At 71.7% G+C, this 18,379-nt stretch carries 17 protein-coding genes; 6 read left to right on the forward strand and 11 right to left on the reverse strand.

Features of this window, described 5'->3' with window-relative positions; genetic code table 11:
• Positions 1-172: 172 nt before the first annotated feature.
• Positions 173-1,057 carry a CPBP family intramembrane glutamic endopeptidase gene (locus tag C0010_RS02115; RefSeq protein ID WP_158685222.1) on the forward strand — a complete coding sequence of 295 codons (885 nt, stop codon included), beginning with the start codon at positions 173-175 and terminating at the stop codon, positions 1,055-1,057.
• A 112-nt stretch (positions 1,058-1,169) separates the two neighbouring features.
• Here the strand turns inward: C0010_RS02115 and rdgB are convergent, their stop codons facing one another.
• Genes rdgB through murI form a run of 3 tightly spaced genes read right to left on the reverse strand, consistent with a single transcriptional unit; the run spans position 1,170 to position 3,367 of the window.
• A complete protein-coding gene (rdgB, locus tag C0010_RS02120) occupies positions 1,170-1,760 on the reverse strand; it encodes an RdgB/HAM1 family non-canonical purine NTP pyrophosphatase (RefSeq protein ID WP_105565373.1) in 591 nt (196 codons plus the stop codon).
• A complete protein-coding gene (rph, locus tag C0010_RS02125; protein ID WP_105565374.1) occupies positions 1,757-2,491 on the reverse strand; it encodes a ribonuclease PH in 735 nt (244 codons plus the stop codon). Before rph ends, rdgB begins: the two co-directional genes overlap by 4 nt.
• A 54-nt stretch (positions 2,492-2,545) precedes the next feature.
• Complete coding sequence (gene murI, locus C0010_RS02130) at positions 2,546-3,367, reverse strand: glutamate racemase (RefSeq protein WP_105565375.1); 822 nt, start codon at positions 3,365-3,367, stop codon at positions 2,546-2,548.
• A gap of 116 nt (positions 3,368-3,483) precedes the next feature.
• On the opposite strand from murI, the gene C0010_RS02135 reads away from it, so the two are divergent.
• Positions 3,484-4,815, forward strand: a complete 1,332-nt coding sequence (locus C0010_RS02135; RefSeq protein ID WP_105565376.1) for a nicotinate phosphoribosyltransferase — start codon at positions 3,484-3,486, stop codon at positions 4,813-4,815.
• Positions 4,816-4,834: 19 nt separating this feature from the next.
• Here C0010_RS02135 and C0010_RS02140 read toward each other — a convergent pair whose 3' ends face one another.
• The 3 genes from C0010_RS02140 to C0010_RS02150 form a co-directional block, all read right to left on the reverse strand.
• On the reverse strand, positions 4,835-5,101 hold the full coding sequence (locus C0010_RS02140; protein ID WP_105565377.1) for a DUF3039 domain-containing protein: 267 nt from the start codon (positions 5,099-5,101) through the stop codon (positions 4,835-4,837).
• A 255-nt stretch (positions 5,102-5,356) separates the two neighbouring features.
• A complete protein-coding gene (locus C0010_RS02145; protein ID WP_105565378.1) occupies positions 5,357-6,928 on the reverse strand; it encodes a hypothetical protein in 1,572 nt (523 codons plus the stop codon).
• Positions 6,904-7,896, reverse strand: a complete 993-nt coding sequence (locus C0010_RS02150; protein WP_174150231.1) for an ABC transporter ATP-binding protein — start codon at positions 7,894-7,896, stop codon at positions 6,904-6,906. The genes C0010_RS02145 and C0010_RS02150 overlap by 25 nt, the downstream gene beginning before the upstream one ends.
• Before the next feature lie 232 nt (positions 7,897-8,128).
• On the opposite strand from C0010_RS02150, the gene C0010_RS02155 reads away from it, so the two are divergent.
• Entirely contained in the window at positions 8,129-8,821 is a 693-nt protein-coding gene (locus tag C0010_RS02155) for a phosphocholine cytidylyltransferase family protein (RefSeq protein ID WP_105565379.1), read from the forward strand.
• A 153-nt stretch (positions 8,822-8,974) separates the two neighbouring features.
• Positions 8,975-9,271, forward strand: coding sequence for a hypothetical protein (locus C0010_RS02160; RefSeq protein WP_105565380.1), 297 nt, complete (start codon positions 8,975-8,977; stop codon positions 9,269-9,271).
• A gap of 11 nt (positions 9,272-9,282) precedes the next feature.
• Here C0010_RS02160 and C0010_RS02165 read toward each other — a convergent pair whose 3' ends face one another.
• A complete protein-coding gene (locus C0010_RS02165) occupies positions 9,283-10,527 on the reverse strand; it encodes a CDP-glycerol glycerophosphotransferase family protein (RefSeq protein ID WP_232531671.1) in 1,245 nt (414 codons plus the stop codon).
• 53 nt (positions 10,528-10,580) lie between these two features.
• On the opposite strand from C0010_RS02165, the gene C0010_RS02170 reads away from it, so the two are divergent.
• Positions 10,581-11,687 (forward strand): glycosyltransferase family 2 protein, encoded by a 1,107-nt coding sequence (locus tag C0010_RS02170; protein WP_105565381.1) that lies wholly within the window; start codon positions 10,581-10,583, stop codon positions 11,685-11,687.
• A gap of 20 nt (positions 11,688-11,707) precedes the next feature.
• Here the strand turns inward: C0010_RS02170 and C0010_RS02175 are convergent, their stop codons facing one another.
• The 3 genes from C0010_RS02175 to C0010_RS02185 all read right to left on the reverse strand — a co-directional run bounded on the left by C0010_RS02175 (position 11,708) and on the right by C0010_RS02185 (position 16,056).
• Complete coding sequence (locus C0010_RS02175; protein WP_105565382.1) at positions 11,708-13,177, reverse strand: CDP-glycerol glycerophosphotransferase family protein; 1,470 nt, start codon at positions 13,175-13,177, stop codon at positions 11,708-11,710.
• Complete coding sequence (locus C0010_RS02180) at positions 13,174-14,457, reverse strand: CDP-glycerol glycerophosphotransferase family protein (protein WP_105565383.1); 1,284 nt, start codon at positions 14,455-14,457, stop codon at positions 13,174-13,176. Before C0010_RS02180 ends, C0010_RS02175 begins: the two co-directional genes overlap by 4 nt.
• A gap of 63 nt (positions 14,458-14,520) precedes the next feature.
• Positions 14,521-16,056: a S1C family serine protease gene (locus tag C0010_RS02185; RefSeq protein ID WP_105565384.1), complete on the reverse strand. Its 1,536-nt coding sequence runs from the start codon at positions 16,054-16,056 to the stop codon at positions 14,521-14,523.
• A gap of 106 nt (positions 16,057-16,162) precedes the next feature.
• Here C0010_RS02185 and C0010_RS02190 point away from each other — a divergent pair, with 106 nt between their 5' ends.
• The gene (locus tag C0010_RS02190; RefSeq protein WP_105565385.1) at positions 16,163-17,368 is read left to right on the forward strand and encodes an aminotransferase class I/II-fold pyridoxal phosphate-dependent enzyme; all 1,206 of its coding nucleotides are present in this window, start codon (positions 16,163-16,165) and stop codon (positions 17,366-17,368) included.
• Positions 17,369-17,450: 82 nt separating this feature from the next.
• Here C0010_RS02190 and C0010_RS02195 read toward each other — a convergent pair whose 3' ends face one another.
• Complete coding sequence (locus tag C0010_RS02195; RefSeq protein WP_105565386.1) at positions 17,451-18,242, reverse strand: carbon-nitrogen hydrolase family protein; 792 nt, start codon at positions 18,240-18,242, stop codon at positions 17,451-17,453.
• Between the last annotated feature and the right edge of the window lie 137 nt (positions 18,243-18,379).

The following is an 18,379-nucleotide window of genomic DNA, read 5'->3' on the forward strand; positions in this document are numbered from 1 at the left end:
GGATGTGACCGCCGAAGGGCGGCCACATCCCGTCGTCGCCTTTCGGAGTCCTCGGTCGCGGGAGGCGATCGTGCTCGCTTCGCTCGCAAGATCGGCTCCCGCTCCCTGCGGGGCGGGTCGAGGCGGGGCGGGGCGGGGCGAGGCGTCGAGTCGCCGCCGATAGGCTGTCGCCATGGGCGGCGACGTGAGAGACGAGACCTCTCGGACGTCACCGCTCCCCTGGCGCACCGCGCTCCTTCCGGCAGCGCTCGTCTGCCTCGCCGCGCCGGCATTCTTCGTGCTCGAGATCACCTGGCTCGGGGTCGCGCTGGCCTTCGCCGGCCTTGCCGCCGCCGGTCTCGCCGAGCGGCGGACGAGCGGTCCCGCGCTGCGCGCGGCGGGGCCCGACGACGCGCCGGGTCTCACGCGGGACCTCGCGCTGATCGTCGCGGGAATGCTGATCGTCAGCGCCATTCCGCTGGAGGCGGAGCTCGACAACGCGGCGATCGCGCGCTTCGCCGTGGCGCTCGGCGGCGCGGTCGCCGTCCCCTACCTCGTCTCGCGGTTCGTCTTCCGCGACCGCGCCATCCGCTTCCCGTGGCGTTCGGGCGCGCGTTGGAGCCCGATGCAATGGGGATGGCTCGTCGGCGTGCTCGTGCTCGGCTGGCTCATCCTGCCGTTCTACTTCATCACGAGCGGCGTCTACCTCAACTGGCCCGTCGTCGACACCCCCGACCTGATCGCGCGGCTGTTCGTCGGCGTCGGCGCCGTGGGCATCTGGGACGAGCTGTTCTTCATCTGCACGGTCTTCGCGCTGCTGCGCCGGCACCTGCCGGACGCGACGGCGAACGTCCTGCAGGCCGTGGTGTTCGTGTCGTTCCTGTGGGAGCTCGGCTACCGGGCATGGGGGCCCGTGCTGACGATCCCGTTCGCGCTGCTGCAGGGCATCATCTTCCTGCGCACGCGTTCCCTCGCATACGTCGTCACGGTGCACCTGCTGTTCGACGCCGTCGTGTTCGCCGTGCTCGTGCACGCGCACAATCCGGGCCTGCTCGACGCGCTCTTCCTCGTGCCGTGAGGCGCGCGGCCCCGGCGCCGTCCGCCTCGCGCTGTCGCGCGCCGGCCCCGACGCTGCGCTCCGCACGCGGTGACGCGAGCGGAGCGCAGCCGGATGAGGGCGGCGCGCGGGGTCAGAGCGCGGCGAGCAGGGGCGCGAGCGCCTCGAAGGCGCGGGCGCGGTGCGAGACGGCGTTCTTCTCCTCGGCCGTCAGCTCGGCAGCGGTACGACCGGCGGCATCGTCATCCGGAACGAAGACCGGGTCGTACCCGAAGCCGCCTTCGCCGCGCGGCTCGGTCGCGAGCCGCCCCGGCCAGATGCCTTCGACGGTGCGCTCGTCGCCGCCCGGTACGACGAGCGCGATCGTCGAGTTGTAGTGGGCTCCGCGGTAAGGGCCTGCGACGTCGAAGAGCTGATCGAGCAGCAGCGCGAGGTTCGCCGCGTCGTCCTTCCTGTGACCGGCCCAGTACGCCGAGAACACTCCGGGCGAACCGCCGAGCACGTCGACGCAGACGCCCGAGTCGTCGGCCAGCGCGGGGAGCCCGGTGTGGGCGGCCGCCGCGCGAGCCTTGATGAGGGCGTTCTGGGCGAAGGTCACGCCGTCCTCGACGGGCTCGGGCCCGTCGTAGCCGACGACCTCGAGATCGGGGCGCACGCGGGAGACGATGCCCGCGAACTCCGCGACCTTGTGCCGGTTGTGGGTGGCGAGGACGACGCGGCTCATCGGCCCAGAGCCTCCGCCTGCAGGCGCGTCAGGTCGGCGCAGCCCTTGGCACCGAGGTCGAGCAGGCGGTCGAGCTCGGACTTGTCGAACGGCGCGCCCTCAGCGGTGCCCTGCACCTCGACGAACTTCCCCGCTCCCGTCATCACGATGTTCATGTCGGTCTCGGCGCGGGAGTCCTCGACGTAGGGGAGGTCGAGCATCGGCTCGCCGTCGATGATCCCCACCGAGATCGCGCTGATGCTGTCGCTGAGGGGCCGGGCCTTCTTCGCGATGAAGCCCTTCTCACGGCCCCACTCGATCGCGTCGACGAGCGCGACGTAGGCGCCCGTGATCGACGCCGTGCGCGTGCCGCCGTCGGCCTGCAGCACGTCGCAATCGAGCACGATTGTGTTCTCGCCGAGGGCTCTGGTGTCGACGACGGCGCGCAGGGCACGGCCGATGAGGCGCGAGATCTCGTGGGTGCGGCCGCCGAGCTTGCCCTTCACGCTCTCGCGCGTCGAACGGTCGTTCGTCGCCCGCGGCAGCATGGCGTACTCCGCCGTGACCCAGCCGGTGCCCTTGCCGGTCAGCCAGCGCGGAACGCCGTTCGTGAACGATGCCGTGCACAGCACCTTCGTGTTCCCGAACGAGATCAGCGCCGAGCCCTCCGCCTGCGCGCTCCAGCCGCGCTCGATCGTGACGGGGCGCAGCTCGTCGAGGGCGCGGCCGTCCGCGCGCGTGATGTCGGTCATCGCATCTCCTGATTCGTAGGTTCCGGATGCCGCATGCGGCATACATCCGGTGGTTCAGAGGGTGGGCAGGTCGATCGCGCCCGTTCGCACCAATCGGACGTCGCGCACCTCGCTGCCGAGCAGCCGGTTCGCGAGCGCGGTGAACGACGCCGTGTCGGCGCCGGTCGCCTCGTATGCGCGCGTGGGCAGGGCGCCCGCGCTCGCCATCAGCCCGCGCCCGAGCAGTTCCCGGTATACGTCTTTGGCGGTCTCGCTGTCGCTCGAGACGAGCGCGACATCCGGCCCCATCACGTAGCTGATCGCGCCCTTGAGGAACGGGTAGTGCGTGCAGCCGAGCACGAGCGTGTCGACGCGCGCCTCCCGCAGCGGCGCCAGGTACTCCTCCGCGACGTCCAGGAGCTCCTCGCTGTCGGTGACCCCCGCCTCGACGAACTCGACGAAACGAGGGCACGCGCCCGTGAAGACCTCGACGCCCGGCGCGATCGCGAGCATGTCCTGGTAGGCGCCGGACCCGATCGTCCCCGCCGTGCCGATCACGCCGATCCGGCCGCTGCGACTCGTCGCGATCGCGGTGCGCACCGCGGGGCCGATCACCTCGACGACCGGGACGTCGTACCGTTCGCGCGCGTCGCGCAGGACGGCGGCGGAGGCGGTGTTGCAGGCGATCACGAGCATCTTCACGCCCTGGTCGACGAGTGTGTCGAGCACCTCGAGCGAATAGCGGCGCACGTCCGCGATGGGCTTGGGGCCGTACGGCGAATGCAGGGTGTCGCCGATGTAGAGCACCGATTCGCGCGGCAGCTGGTCGCCGATCGCACGTGCGACGGTGAGCCCGCCCACTCCGGAGTCGAAGATTCCGATCGGCGCGTCATTCACAAGACCCCAGCCTACGCGAGCGGCCTCCCGTCGACGCCGGATGGTGCCTGAGCGCGCGGGAACGACGCGCTTCGCGGAGGGATCCCGGCGGACGCGCGCCCGGTAGAGTCGGGCGGGTGAGCCCTTCGACCGCATTGTTCACGGACCGCTACGAGCTGACGATGCTCGACGCAGCGCTGCGCGACGGCACCGCGCACCGCAGGTGCGTCTTCGAGGTGTTCGCGAGGCGCCTGTCAGGCGGGCGCAGGTTCGGCGTGGTCGCCGGCACCGGGCGCCTCCTCTCGCAGCTGCGCGACTTCCGCTTCGGCGACGACGAGCTGCGCTTCCTCCGCGACGAGAACATCGTCGGCGCCGAGACGCTCCGATACCTCGAGGGGTACCGCTTCTCCGGTTCGATCCACGGCTACCGGGAGGGCGAGCTCTACTTCCCCGGCTCGCCGATCCTCACGGTCTCCGGCACGTTCGCCGACGCCGTGATCCTCGAGACCATCACGCTCAGCATCCTGAACCACGACTCGGCGATCGCGACGGCGGCGGCCCGGATGTCGATCGCGGCCGGCGGCCGCCCGCTCGCGGAGATGGGGGCGAGGCGCTCGGCCGAGCGCTCGGCGGTCGCGGCCAGCCGCGCCGCCCACATCGCGGGTTTCGGCGCGACGAGCAACCTCGAGGCCGGCAGGAGCTGGGGCGTTCCCACGATGGGCACCGCCGCGCACGCGTGGACCCTCCTGCACGACAGCGAGGAGGACGCGTTCCGCGCGCAGCTCGACGCGCTCGGCTCCGACACGACGCTCCTCGTCGACACCTACGACATCGAGCAGGGTGTTCGAACGGCGGTGCGGCTCGCCGAGGAACGGGGCGCCGCGCTGGGCGGTGTGCGCATCGACTCGGGCGACCTGCCGATCGTCGCGGGCGAGGTGCGGGACCTGCTCGACTCGCTCGGGGCGACGTCCGCCCGGATCACGGTGACGAGCGATCTCGACGAGTTCGCGATCGCGGCCCTCGCCGCCTCCCCCGTCGACGCGTACGGCGTCGGCACGTCCGTGGTGACCGGTTCCGGATACCCCACGGCGGGGATGGTCTACAAACTGGTCGCTCGCGAGAGCGCGGGAGGCGGATGGGTCCCCGTGGCCAAGCGAGCGACGGGCAAGGGATCGCAGGGCGGGCTCAAAGCCGCGGCTCGGCGGATCGACGGGGGCTCCGCGGCCGAGGAGCTCGTGCACATCGGGGCCGGCTTCGACGACATCCCCGCCCTCCCGCAGGACGGCGTTCGGCGGCTGCAGACGCTGCTGGTGTCGTCCGGTGAGGTCGACGACTCGTTCGAGGGCCCTGAGGGCGTCGCCGCGGCCCGCGCGCACCATCTCTCGGCGCGCTCCGAGCTGCCGGTGCGCGGTCTCGCGCTCAGCAAGTCCGACCCCGCGATCCCGACGACGTACGTCGAACAGCCGTAGGGCTCGCCGCCCGCGCGGGCTACTTCTTGAGCTGCTCGTAGATCTTCTTGCACTCGGGGCAGACGGGGAACTTCTCGGGGTCACGGCCCGGCGTCCACTTCTTGCCGCACAGGGCGCGGACGGGCTTGCCCGTCATCGCGGACTCGAGGATCTTGTCCTTCTGCACGTAGTGCGAGAACCGCTCGTGGTCCCCTGGCTCGTGCAGCTCCTCCTCGAGCAGTTTCTCGAGCTCACGATCGAGGGTCGCGGTCCCGCCGTGGTCCGGCGTGTCAAGCGGCGTACTCATAGACCTGATTGTATTCCCGTTCCGGCTCTCGCGGGCGCTGTCCACAGACATCCGCGCTCCCGCTCCCGAGCCGCCCGGCGAAGCCGGGCACACGCGCGCGCCGAAGGCGCACGCCACCAGTCGACGACATCATGAGCGCCCACAACGCCCGCTCACCCGCCCCGCTCCCGAGCCGCCCGGCGAAGCCGGGCACACACGCGCGCGCCGAAGGCGCACGCCATCAGTCGACGACATGATGAGCGCCCGCGGCGCCCATCATGTCGTGCCGGCGAACTCCATGATCATCGATTCGCGGCGCTGGAAGATCGCGCCGCCGATGAGCACGCCGAGCGCGAGAACCGCGATGCCCGAGCCGAGGCCGACCCACTGCGCCGTCAGCGCGAACGAGACGTCCTCGCTGAGCGCGAGCCAGAGGTACCACAGCGTCGGCAGGCTGAGGACGAGCGCGATCCCCATCACGAGGCCCTGCGACCAGATTCCGATGGACCCCGTCCGCTGCGGCTGCTGGAAGGGCCCGTCGCCGGGCGTCGGCACGGCGTAGGGCGCAACGGCGGAAGAGATGCACGACAGGCCCAGCCCGCACAGGAACAGCGACGCGGCCGCTCCGACCATGCCGGGCAGGATCGCCCATCGGCCGTACAGCGCGACCGACACGGGGATCGTCACGGCGAGCACCGGGATCGCGGTCAGCAGGACGGGGATCGTGCGGCCGAGCCTGTCCGAGAAGCCGTCGACGCCCGCGACGATGTGGATCCAGATGGCGGACGAGTCGTAGGCGGTGTCGTTGTGGGCGACCCAGCCGAAGAACAGCGCCATGATGGGAACGGGCACCAGCGCCGTCACCTCAGGCGGGACTCCGGCGACGAGCAGGGGGATGATCGGCAGGAGACCCGCAATCGGGATGATGATGAGGTTCGCGATGTACCGCACGTCGCTGAACCAGTAGATGATGCTGCGCGCGGCGATAGCGCCGGCGGGGATGCCGGGGGCGAGCCCGAACCAGCCGAGGCCGCCGCGCTCGCGCACCTCGACGGGGTTGTCGACCGTCGTCAGTGCGCGGCGGACGAGCCAGAACCACCACAGCACGGCGAGTGCGGCCGTCGCGACGGCGACGGCGCCCGCGATCCACCCGAGCGCGCCCGCTCCGACCGAGAGGACGCCGGGGATCCCGGAAGCCGCCCCCAGCGGCGTCACCGCGAGGGCATCCGCAACGACCCCGATCTGCTCGGGAACCCTGCCGTCCCATTCGAGGGACGAGAGGAACACGACCACGGGGAACACGACGATGATCAGGCCGAGCACGAAGAGGCTGGACAGCTCGCGCGTGCGCCGCGTGCGCATGACGCCGGAGGCGAGCACCATCGAGATGCGCGCGAGCACGAGGCAGGTGACGAGGTGCACCAGCGACGACAGGGCGGTGACGACGATCGGCGCGCCGAGCTGTGCCCACGCGACGGCCGCGCTCACGTCGAACGCGAGCAGCGCGGCGGAGGGGACGCTGACGACGGATGCGACCAGGAGCGACCCCGCCAGCGGGGCCGGCTGCTCCCCGAGCACCGCGAACCGACGCGGGTCGAGCGGGTCCTCGGCACCGGCGAGGAACGGACCGACGGCGAAGCCGATGACCGCGGCGGCGCCGACGAGCGCGAACACGGCGGCGGCGACGCTCGCGTCGCCCGAGCCGAGACTGAGCGCCCCCGCGCACACGGCGGCCACGCCCGCAGCGAGTACGGCGACGCCGACGACGCGACGGGCGACGTTACCGGGCGAGCCGCGGAACGCGGCCGCGAGGAGGGCGAGTCTCAGTTGGAGGATGCGCGCAGCCACTCGAGCCCTCCCACGTCCCCTGCGGCGCCGGAGAGCTCGACGAAGCGCTCCTCGAGCGTCGAAGCTCCCTTCACGTCGTCGACGGTGCCCTCGGCGAGCACCTGGCCCGACACGATCACCGCCACACGGCTGCACACCTTCTCGACGAGATCCATACCGTGGCTCGAGAGCACGACGGTGCCGCCGGCGGCGACGTAGTCGCTGAGGATGCCCAGGATCGTCTCGGACGAAACGGGGTCGACCGCTTCGAACGGCTCGTCGAGCACGAGCAGGCTCGGCGAATGGATCATCGCGGCCGCCAGCATGACCTTCTTGGTCATACCGGCCGAATAGTCGGACACGACGCGGCTGAGCGCATCCGTCAGATCCAGCACGCGCGCCAGGTCGTCGATGCGCTCCGTGATCACGCCCGGCCCCAGGCCGCGGAGAACCCCCATGTAGTAGAGGAGCTGCCGGCCGCTGAGGCGGTCGAACGTGCGGAGGCGATCGGGCAGCACCCCCATCAGCTTCTTCGCGCGACGCGGCTCGTGGCGCATGTCGACGCCGCAGACTTCGAGGGTTCCGGCGGTCGGGGTGAGCAGCCCCGCGATCATCGACAGCAGCGTCGTCTTACCCGCGCCGTTCGGGCCGACGAGACCGTAGAACGCGCCGCGGGGCACGGTCAGGTCGATCTCCGTGACCGCGTCGGTGCTGCCGTACGACTTCGTGATCCGCGACAGGCGCAGCGCAGGAGCCTCGCCGGCGAAGGCGGGCGGCTCGGCGGGCTCGGGCGCGCTCTCGTCCGATGCCGCGACTGCCGCCTGCGGCTCGTCCTCGGGCTCCGCCTCGGGAGGCGAGACCACCGGGTTCTCTCGCGTGTCGATGGCCAGCTCCGAGGAACGACCGTTCGGCCGCTGGGGAAGCGCCTCGCCGGTCGGCTTGCCCGCACCGGACGGCGTGGAGGTTTCGTCGCGGGGATTGGGAGTCACCCGAGCACACTACCGAGCCGACCCGACAGGATCGCTCAGCATCGCCGAAGGATTCCGACTCCGGTCCCGGAATGCGCGGAGCCGGGTCCGGGAACGCGCCGATCCGCGCGACTTACTGCCGTTATCCAGTGTTCATCGCTAGGCTGATCCGACACCGTGCGGTGAACGGTGCGGGAACGCGCCGTGAACGTCGCCCAGCGACGTACGCACAGACACGAAAGCGTATGAACCAATGAGCACCCAGATCGTCATCCTCGCCGCCGGCATGGGCACGCGGCTCGGTCGCGCACTGCCCAAGTCGCTCACGACCCTCAACGACGGCCGCTCCATCATGCAGCAGCAGCACGAGAACGTGCGCGCAGCATTCGGCGAAGACGCCCGCATCTCCACCGTCGTCGGCTACCGTGCCGAGGAGATCGTCGACCGCTTCCCCGACGCCGACTACATCTACAACGAGCGCTACGACCAGACCAACACGTCCAAGAGCCTCCTGCGCGCCCTCCAGGCGACGGGCAAGCACGGCGTCCTCTGGATGAACGGCGACGTCGTGTTCGACCCCAGGGTCCTCGGCCGGGCGATCGCGCACGTCGAGGCGGACCAGTCGTTCGTCGCGGTCAACACCGCGAAGGTGAGCGACGAAGAGGTCAAGTACACCGTCTCCGAGTCGGGCCACATCGACAAGCTGTCGAAGCAGGTCGCCGACGGCATCGGCGAGGCCGTCGGCATCAACTACGTCTCGCGCGCGGACAAGCGGGCGCTCGTGCGCTGCCTGCACCGCGTCGACGACCAGGACTACTTCGAGGGCGGTCTCGAGCTCGCGATCGCCGAAGAGGGCCTCCGCGTGCTGCCCATGGACATCTCCGACCTGTACGCCGTCGAGGTCGACTTCGCCGAGGACTTGGAGCGCGCGAACCAGTTCGTGTGAGCCCATCGCCCCGAGCGCCCCGTCCCGTGATCGCTGCGGACGGGGCGCTCGTCTTCGCCCACACCGCGCGAACGGCCCGGATCCTCCACATCTCGCGGCCGCCGACCGCCGCGGCGGCCCGGAACGTCCCACGGGCTCCCTAGCGTCGGCGCCATGGACGTCACCTCGATCGACCCGCGGGGCCGCGCATACCCCGTACCGTGGCGCGTCGTGCGCGACGACCCGCGCCATCCCGTGGTGTCGAACGCATCCGACCGCATCCTCGACACTGTGCGGGGCTTCGTCACCGATCGCTCGGGCACGGCCCGAACCGATCACTTCGGAACGCTCCGGCCAGGCGATGCGATCGAGCTCTGCCTGTGCCGTGCCGATACGGCGAGCGCCGTCGTCACGATCGCCTGGTACCGACCTGGTACCGACGACGAGTACCTCTGGCGCTTCGTGGTGTGAGCGCCGCGATCTCAGGCGGCGCCGCTCGCCTCGGCTTCGCGCTCGTTCCAGGCGTCCCACTCCCCCATCAGGCGGTCGATCGCCTCGCCGAACCGCCGCGTCGGCGCGCCGGGCGAGGTGTCACCGAAGTAGTGGCGGGACCACGCCTCCAGCCGCCGGTACGTCTCAGGGTCGTGCTGCACCCGGTCGACGTGCTCCGCGATCGCGGCGGCGTCGCCCGCTTCGAGCCATTCGCACGCCCCCAGGTAGCCGCCCTCGTCGACCTCGGCGCGCTCATCGGCCGGCCGCGTGATCAGGAGCGGCTTACCCGCCGCGAGCCGGTCGTAGACCATCGCCGAGATGTCGGTGACGGCGACGTCGGCTGCGGCGAGCTGCCAGCCGAGCTCCGGCCCGTCGTCGTACACGTGCTGCGCCGCCGGATCGTCCGCGTTGGCCTTCGCGATCGCCGCGATGATGCGCTTGTTGGCCTCGCCGAACACTCCGTCGACGACCCCGCTGCGGGGGTGCGGACGGTAGATCACACGGAAGCGGTCATCGCCCAGCAGGGCCCCCACGAGGGCCTCGCCGTGCGTGGCGACGGATCCGTAGTGCGCGGCGGGCCTGTCGCCCTCCCAGGTGGGCGCATACAGCACGACCCTCCGATCGTCGGCGGCGTACGGCGTCGCTCCCGAGTAGTGATCGGCCTGCGGGCGTCCGATCTCGATCGTGCGGGCGTCCAGGTCGTAGGCCCACAGCGTCCGCGCCAGTCGGTCGCGCGCCGCCTGTCCTGCGACGAGCGCGTAATCGTAGGCCTTGAACTGGTTCGTGGTCATGTACATCTTGTCGGACTCGCCGTGGTTGATGAACACGTGCCAGCAGCGCCCGTAGCGGAACATCTGGAAATTCCGCGCGTTCTGGTTGACGTACAGAACGATCCGGATGTCCTGGCGATCGAGGAACTTCTCGATCCCGCGCACCTCGGGTTGGAACGTCACGGGGAGCTCCCCGTCATCGAGCAGCGCCCGCGCACCTCCTGGGTGCCTGGCGATCACCACGACGGGCTGGTCCTTCGCGAGCTCCCGCAGCGGCGCATACCACTGCCGCATCTGGTACATGTTCACCTCGCTGTCGGCGAAGTAGACGGCGATGCGGAAGCGGTCGCGCTCGAGCGGCCCGCGCGCCTTCAGATCGCGCGCAACACTGCGGTACGTGACCCGCATGGTCGCGGCCTTGCGGACGAGGCCGACCGCCTTCTTCGCATCACTCAGAACAGACACGCATTCCAGGGTAGGTCGAGAAGAATGAGCGTTCGGCGTGGGATGATCGACAGATGCGTAACGATCAGGGCGCGAGCGACGCGTCGAGCCCGAAGCGCTGCGCACCCGTGGCTCGCGACGCGGGGGTCTCGTTCGTCATGCCCGTCCTGAACGAGCAGCCGTACCTCACGCGCGCCGTCGAGACCGTGCTGGAGCAGAGCGTGCCTGGGCCGATCGAGCTGGTGCTCGCCCTCGGCCCTTCTTCAGACGGAACGAACGAGCTCGCCCGCGAGATCGCCGGCGCCGACCCGCGCGTGCGGCTCGTCGACAACCCCGCGGCCGACATCCCCGTCGGCCTGAACGCCGCGATCCGGGCGAGCCGCTTCCCGACGATCATCCGGGTCGACGCGCACTCGGAGCTCTCCCCCGGCTACGCCCGGCGGGCGCTGGAGACCCTCGACCGCACGGGCGCCGCCAACGTCGGCGGCGTGATGCGCGCCGACGGCTCGACGCCGTTCCAGAGCGCCGTCGCCCGCGCGTACAACTCGCGCATCGGGCTCGGCGGCGGTGCCTACCATTCGGGGGGCGACGAGGGCGAGGCCGAATCGGCGTACCTCGGGGTGATTCGGCGCGCGCCGCTCGAGGAGGTCGGCCTCTTCGATGAGACGATCCGCCGCGGCGAGGACTGGGAGCTGAACCTGCGGCTGCGCGGCGCCGGCTACCTCGTCTGGTTCGATCCCGAGCTGTCGGTCACCTACTGGCCCCGCGACAGCTGGACGCGCCTCGTGCGCCAGTTCTTCTCGACCGGCACCTGGCGGGGCGAGCTCGTCCGGCGCTTCGGGACGAAGAACTCGCTGCGCTTCTTCGCGCCGCCGGCGCTCGTCGCGCTCGTCGTGTGCGGGATCGTCGTCGGCGCCCTGCAGTTCACGGGCGCGCTCTCGGGCGGCTGGTCCATCGCGGCGAGCATCGTGTATCTCCCCCTCGCCGCGTACGTCCTGCTGGTCGCCGCGGTCGCCCTCGGCCAGAAGCGCGTCGGGCTCCGCGGCCGCCTCTGGAGCGCCGCGGTGGTGCCCTCCATGCACCTGGCGTGGGGTCTCGGCTTCCTGCGCGGCTTCGTCGCGGGTGCCAGGGACACCGTCGACACCTCCCGGCTGTCGGGGCGCAACACCCCTCTGCCGTAGGCCGCTGGGCCGAGGCGGCCCTAGGGCGTGATCATCCCCGCATCGATCATCCGGGCCACCACGCGCTCGGACGCGCGGCCGTCGTCGAGGGCATTGAACTGCCGCCGCCAGGCGTCGTACGCCTCCGCGTGCTCGGCCGGGTCGCCGTCGAGGGCGGAGACCAGTTCGTCGTACGTGCGCACGACCGGGCCCGGCGCCCGGCGCACGAGGTCGAAGTAGAAGCCGCGCAGCCGGCCACGATAGTGCTCGAAATCGGGTACCAGGAAGTACATCGGCTTCCCCGTGACCGAGAAGTCGAACATGATCGACGAGTAGTCGGTGATCAGGGCGTCGGCGGCGAGCAGCAGCTCGGACGTGTCCGGGTATGCCGTCACGTCGATGACGCGCGGCCCCGAGACGTTGCGGCCGGGCAGAAGCGTGCGCGTGTGGCCGCGGACCAGCACGACGGCGTCGCGCTCGGCGGCGAGGCGCTGCGGGTCGATGAAGTCGACGATCTCCTCGCGATCGTCGCGCCAGGTCGGCGCGTACAGCAGGACGCGCTCGTCCCGGCCGACGCCGAGCCTGTCGCGCACGGCTGCGCCATCGCCCGTCGTGAGCACGTCGTTGCGGGGGTACCCCTCCACCCAGAGGCGCCTGTCGAGCAGCGGTCGCCCGCCGATGTACGCGTACGCCTTGCGCAGCACGCGGGCGGCGTACGGGTTCTGGGCGAGGAGCACGTTCCAGCGCAGCGATTCGCGCACGACGGCCGCCCACCGCCGCGGCTGGATGCCGGGCCGGTGCAGCGCGAGCCGCTTCAGCGGCGTGCCGTGCCACGTCTGGACGACCTGCTGGCCGTCGCGGCGCACGAAGGGCCGCCTCAGCCAGTCGTTGACCACGAGCAGCCGCGCCGCCCCGCGCGCCCGCCACCACTCCGGGCTGCCGTCGACGACGGCCACGGCGCCGTCCGGCACCGCGACCGATCGGTCGATGACGCTCCAGTAGCGCGTCACGCCCGGCGCGACGCGGGCGATCTCCCGGTCGATCGCCAACGGGTTGCAGCCGGCCACGCGGCCGTAGAAGCTCTCGAAGAACACGGCGTTCTCCAGGCGACGGGCCCCCGTGTTGCCACCGGTGTAGCGCAGCTCCAGCGCGCGGCTGCCCTCGCCGGAGTCGTACGCGGGGTCGACGGGCGGACCGACCGTCAGCAGCCCGTCGCCGAGCGCGGCGCGGAACAGCCGGAACATCGTCAGCTCGAGCGGGGCCGCCGCGTCGATCTCCTCGCCGCTCGCCGAGGCCAGGCGTACGCGGTACTCGCCGCTCGGCGGCGGAAGCGCGGGGCCGCCCCACCGCGACGCGAGCAGATCGAACCGGACGCACCATCCGGTGCCGTCCGCGACGATCCGGCCCGTGATGCTCGAGCGCGGGCCGTCGACGACCGCCGTCGCCGGCGGCGCCCCGTCCCCGCTGATCAGCAGCGAAGAACCGCGGACGTCGAACGAGGCCGTGGTCATGCGTGGCCCTTCCCCTCATACCGAGCCGCACTGCCGCGCCGGTCGCCGTCGCCGAGACGCGCCCGCACCGTGCGGTAGAGGCGCTCAGCGTTCCCCCCGTCACGATACGCGTGCACGGACGCGCTGAGATCCGCCGCGCGGCGGATCCGTGCGGCGCGCTCCGCATCATCGCCGAGGACGGCGTCGAGCTGCTCGACGGCACCCGGCCAGTCGCGCGCGTAGTCGCCGCCGGCGACGGCTTCGTAGTTGCCATAGAAACCGCGCGTCGCGGCGTACTCCTCGGGGTCCGGCGCCAGCATCACGGCGGGCACGGGCACGAGCGCCGCGTCGAACAGGAGCGACGAGTAGTCGGTGATGAGGACGTCGAACGCCGGCAGCGCCGGGGTGATGTCGCGCAGGCGGTCCGAACCGAGGTCGCGCACGCGCGCCGAGGGCGTCGGAGGAGCGTAACGGCCGGAGCCCAGGCGGTGGGAGCGCACGTAGAGCACGGCTCCGTTCCTTTCGAGCACGTCGATGATGTCGCGCCACTCGTCATCGGTCGGGACGCCGGGGTCGTCCTCGCCGTCGCGCCATGTCGGCGCGTACAGCACGCGCGCTGCGCCCTCGGGGATGCTTCCTGCCGCCGCGTCGACAGCGCCGACCGCCTCGGCGCGGCGCTGGTCGGGCGCGCCTGCGCTGAGCGGGTCGACGCGGGGCTCACCCGTCACGACGACCCGCCCGTACGGGAGCGCGAACGCCGATTCGAGGCGCCCCCGGATGCGCGCGTGGGAGGCGGGGACGACATCGATGCGGCGGGCCGACCCGGCGTACGCCAGGGCCAGGGCACGGCTCACGGCGCCGCTCGCGAACGGGATCGGGCTTCGCGTCGTCTCCGGGGAGTCGAGCCCGATGCGCTTGAGCGGAATGCCGTGCCACAGCTGCACCACGAACGCGCCGGACAGCGCGTAGGGATTCACGTCGCCGAGCCCGAACGCGACGACGGCGGTGCGGGCTCTGGCGGTCGCCCAGAAGCCTCGGAACGAGTCGCGGCGCACGACCGGCATGCCGAGCGCGGCGGCCTCGCTCGCCTCCTCGTCGTCGGCGGCGAGCCACACGGCGTCGGTCCCATCGGCCGCCGCGGCGCGCCAGACCTCGAGCGGACCGTCCCCGACGCCGGCACCGCAGCCGAACACCCACCTGTCGCCGCGAGGCACGACCAGCGTCGCGAGCCGTCCGAGCGCGTAGAGGGGGGCCCGCAGCAGCTTGGCCGCATTGCCCGAGCGGAAGGAGAAGGACGCCACCCCGCGAGCCTATCGCTCGCGGGGTGGCGTCCTTCGTCGTACCGAGGCGCGCCGCCTCCCGGGTCAGAGGGTGCCGAGCGTGACCTCGGCTTCGTTCGACTTCCCGTCGCGCACGTAGGTCAGGGTCGCCTCGCTGCCGCCGGCGACGGCGCGCACCTGCGCCGTCAGGTCGGTCGCGTTGTGGATCGGCTTGCCGTTGAACTCCGTGATGATGTCACCGCGCTCGAGCCCCGCGTCCTTCGCAGCGCCGTCCGGCACCTCGACGAGCACCGCGCCCTCGGCCGTCGCCTGCTCGTACGCCGACGCGCTGGTGACGCTGGCGCCCAGGAGGCCGTGCGTCGCCTCTCCGTTCTCGATGATCTCCTGCGACACGCGCTGCGCGACGTTCGACGGGATGGAGAACCCGATGCCGACCGAGCCGGACTCGCTCTCCGAGGTCCCGCCGGCCGTGGCGATCGCCACGTTGACACCGATGAGCTGGCCCTCGCTGTTCACGAGCGGGCCGCCCGAGTTCCCCGGGTTGATCGCTGCGTCCGTCTGGATCACGCTCAGCGAGATGGACTCCTGGCCCGTCTGCTGCTCCTCCTGACCGGGCAGGTCGAAGAAGAACGGGGACTCCTCGCCGTCGCCCTCCCCCTTTGGTTGGTCGGTCGATTCGGGCGCGGCCGACGACTGGATCTGGATGCTGCGGTCGAGCGCGCTGATGATGCCGCTCGTGACGGTGTTCGGCAGCCCGAGCGGCGCGCCGATCGCGACGGTCGTCTCCCCGACGTTCAGCTCATCGGAGTCGGCGAACTCGATCGGCGTGAGCCCGGACGCATCGCGCAGCTTGATCACGGCGAGGTCGTACACGGGGTCCGTGCCGACGATGTCCGCGTCGTAGATCGTGCCGTCCGATCCCGTGACCCTGATCGCCGCGTCGGAGGTCGCACCGCCCAGCGTCACGACGTGCGTGTTCGTGAGCACGTACCCGTCCTCGCTGAGGATCGCGCCGGTGCCGCTGCCGGCGCCGTCCGCCGCGGATGCGCTGATCGTCACGGTGCTGGGCATGACCTCGGTGGCGATCGCCGTGGCTTCGTTGACCGAGCCGGGGTTGTTCACGGTGATGGTGTCGGGGTTGCCGGACGCCGTGGAAGCGACGTCGGAGCCCCAGATCTCGTTGCCGGCGTACGCGCCGCCGAGACCCGCGGCGCCGCCGATCAGCGCCGCGGCGACGAGCAGTGCGGCGACCGTCATCCCCCCGGTGCGCTGCCGTTCCTTCTTCTTGACGGGTTCGGCGGCCGGGCCGAAGGCGCTCGCCTCGGCGGCCGGCTCGTGCGCGAACGGCGGCAGGGGCCGCGTCTCGGAGCGATCGGCAACGGGCCCTGGCGGCACGACGGCGGCCTGGGGCGGGAGGAAACCGGCCTGCTGCGGGTCGCCCGCCGGCGCCGACCACTGCGCGGCGGCCTCGGCCGCCGGCTGCTCGGGTCGCGGCGGCACCGGGGCGCCTGCCTGCTGCGCGGGTCCCGACGCCTCCGGGCGGGGCGGCACGGCACCGTTCTGCGGCTGCTCGTCCGGCGCGCCGGATGCCGGCTGCGGGTTCGAGTGCATGTTGTCCATCGGGTGCTCCTTCTGACGATTCCCCTACAGCGTGCGGTCCGAAGCTATGCGCAACCTATGCTGCGGTTCAGACGCGGGAATGAGTCGATGCCGTAGCGTGAAGGCCATGTCTTCTGTGCCAGGCGCCTGGCGGCGCACTGCCGAGGGCGCTGGTCTCCTCAGCGCCGACGGATCGATCGCTCCCACCATCTTCGCAGAGATGACGGAGCTCGCGGCGGAGACCGGCGCCGTGAATCTCGGCCAGGGGTTCCCTGACGAGGATGGCCCGGCCGACGTGCTCGAGGCGGCGAGGAAGGCGATCGCCGACGGCGCGAACCAATACACGCCCGGCAGGGGCGTTCCCTCGCTGCTGAGCGCGATCGCCGAGCATCAGGAGCGGTTCTACGGGCTCGCGCCGGACCCCGCGACCGAGATCGTCGTGACGGCCGGTGCCACCGAGGCGCTCGCCGCGACGCTGCTGGCCCTCATCGACTCCCCCGACGACGAGGTCGTCGTCTTCGAGCCGTACTACGACTCGTACGCCGCGTGCGTCGCCCTCGCGGGGGCGCGGCTCAGGACGGTGCCGCTGGAGTGGCCCGACTTCCAGCCCGACCCGCAGGCCCTGGCCGATGCCGTCACGGACCGCACCAGGGTCATCCTGGTCAACGACCCCCACAACCCGACGGGGGCGGTGTTCTCCCCCGAGATCCGCGCCGAGGTCGCGCGCCTGGCCGACGAGCACGACGCGATCATCGTGACCGACGAGGTCTACGAGCACATGAGCTTCGGCGCGCCGCACGTGCCGATCGCAACGCTCCCCGAGGCGGCGCCGCGCACGCTGACGATCTCTTCCGCGGGCAAGACGTTCAGCGCAACCGGTTGGAAGATCGGCTGGGTGCACGGCCCCGCCGACCTCGTCACGGCAGTGCTCACCGTCAAACAGTTCCTCACCTATGTGCCCGCCTCGCCGCTGCAGCCGGCGATCGCCGCGGGATTGCGGCTTCCGGACGCGTTCTTCGCGGGCCTGGCGACCGACATGGGCGCGAAGGCGGCGATCCTCGGCTCCGGCCTGCGCGCGGCCGGCCTGGAGATCTCGGAGCCGGCCGGTTCGTACTTCACCGTCGCCGACGCGGCGCCGCTCGGCGCCCGAGATGCGTCGGACTTCTGCCGCGAACTGCCGCGCTCCGCCGGCGTCGTCGGCGTGCCGCTGACGGCATTCGTGACGCCCGAGAACCGCGATCGCTATGCGACGCTCGTCCGTTTCGCGGCGTGCAAGCGCGTCGACGTGCTCGAGGAGGCGTCCCGGCGCCTCGCGGCGCTCTCCGCCGGCTGACGGCGCGCCCGGGCGCGCACGCCCTCGCGCAGTGCACGGGCCCCGATCGGCGCGGCGGCGCACGGGGGCGCGACCGGCGCGGCTACTCCGGGATTACTCGGTAGCGCCGCAGCGCGAGCGCCGGGTTCTGACGGCGGGTCTCGGCGACCCTCTCGGCCTCGAGCTCCGCGACGGCGATACCCGGGCCGAGCGCGAGCTGGGCGGTCGTGACGCCCTGCGGATCGATGACGGCCGATGCGCCGATGCCGATCGGCGCCGAGTGGTCCGCCGCGACGACGTAGATCGTGTTCTCGATCGCGCGCGCCGCCAGCAGGGTATTCCAGTGGTGCTCCTTGAGGGGCCCGCGCACCCACTCGGCGGGCACGACGGCCGCGTCGACGTCGGCGTCGGCGAGCGTGCGGGCGACCTCGGGGAACCGCAAGTCGTAGCACGTCATCAGCCCGAATGTCATGCCTCCCGTGACGAAGGTCTGCGCTCCCCCGACGGGCCCCGGTTCGATCCATTCGCTCTCGCGCTGTCCGAAGGCGTCGTACAGGTGCTGTTTGCGGTACACCGCGAGAACGCCCGACCCGTCGACCGCGACGACGGCGTTGCGCACACGCGACCCCGTGCCCTCCTCGACGAGTCCGGCGACGAGGGCCGCCCCGAGCTCCCCCGCGAGCTCGATCAGCCGCGTCGTGAAAGGCCCGCCGACGGGCTCGGCGTTCTCGACGTACGTGGCGTCGTACGGGTTCACGAAGTAGCTCGCATACTCGGGGAAGACGACCACCTCGGCCCCGCGCGCGGCCCCCACCCGGGCCAGGCGCTCGATCTCGGCGATGTTCGCCGCCTTGTCGGCCGTCGGCGCGAACTGCGCCACCGCAACAGACGTCATCCCCCCAGCTAACCACGCCGGCGCCCTCGCGTCTCCCACGGGATGTGCCCGACAGCGGGCCGGGAACCGGAACGATCTCCCGAGACGCCCCACCCCGGGAAAGAGAGAAGTCTCGGGACATCGGATGAACGATGTCC

The organism is Microbacterium halophytorum (assembly GCF_002970975.1).
Classification (GTDB): domain Bacteria; phylum Actinomycetota; class Actinomycetes; order Actinomycetales; family Microbacteriaceae; genus Microbacterium; species Microbacterium halophytorum.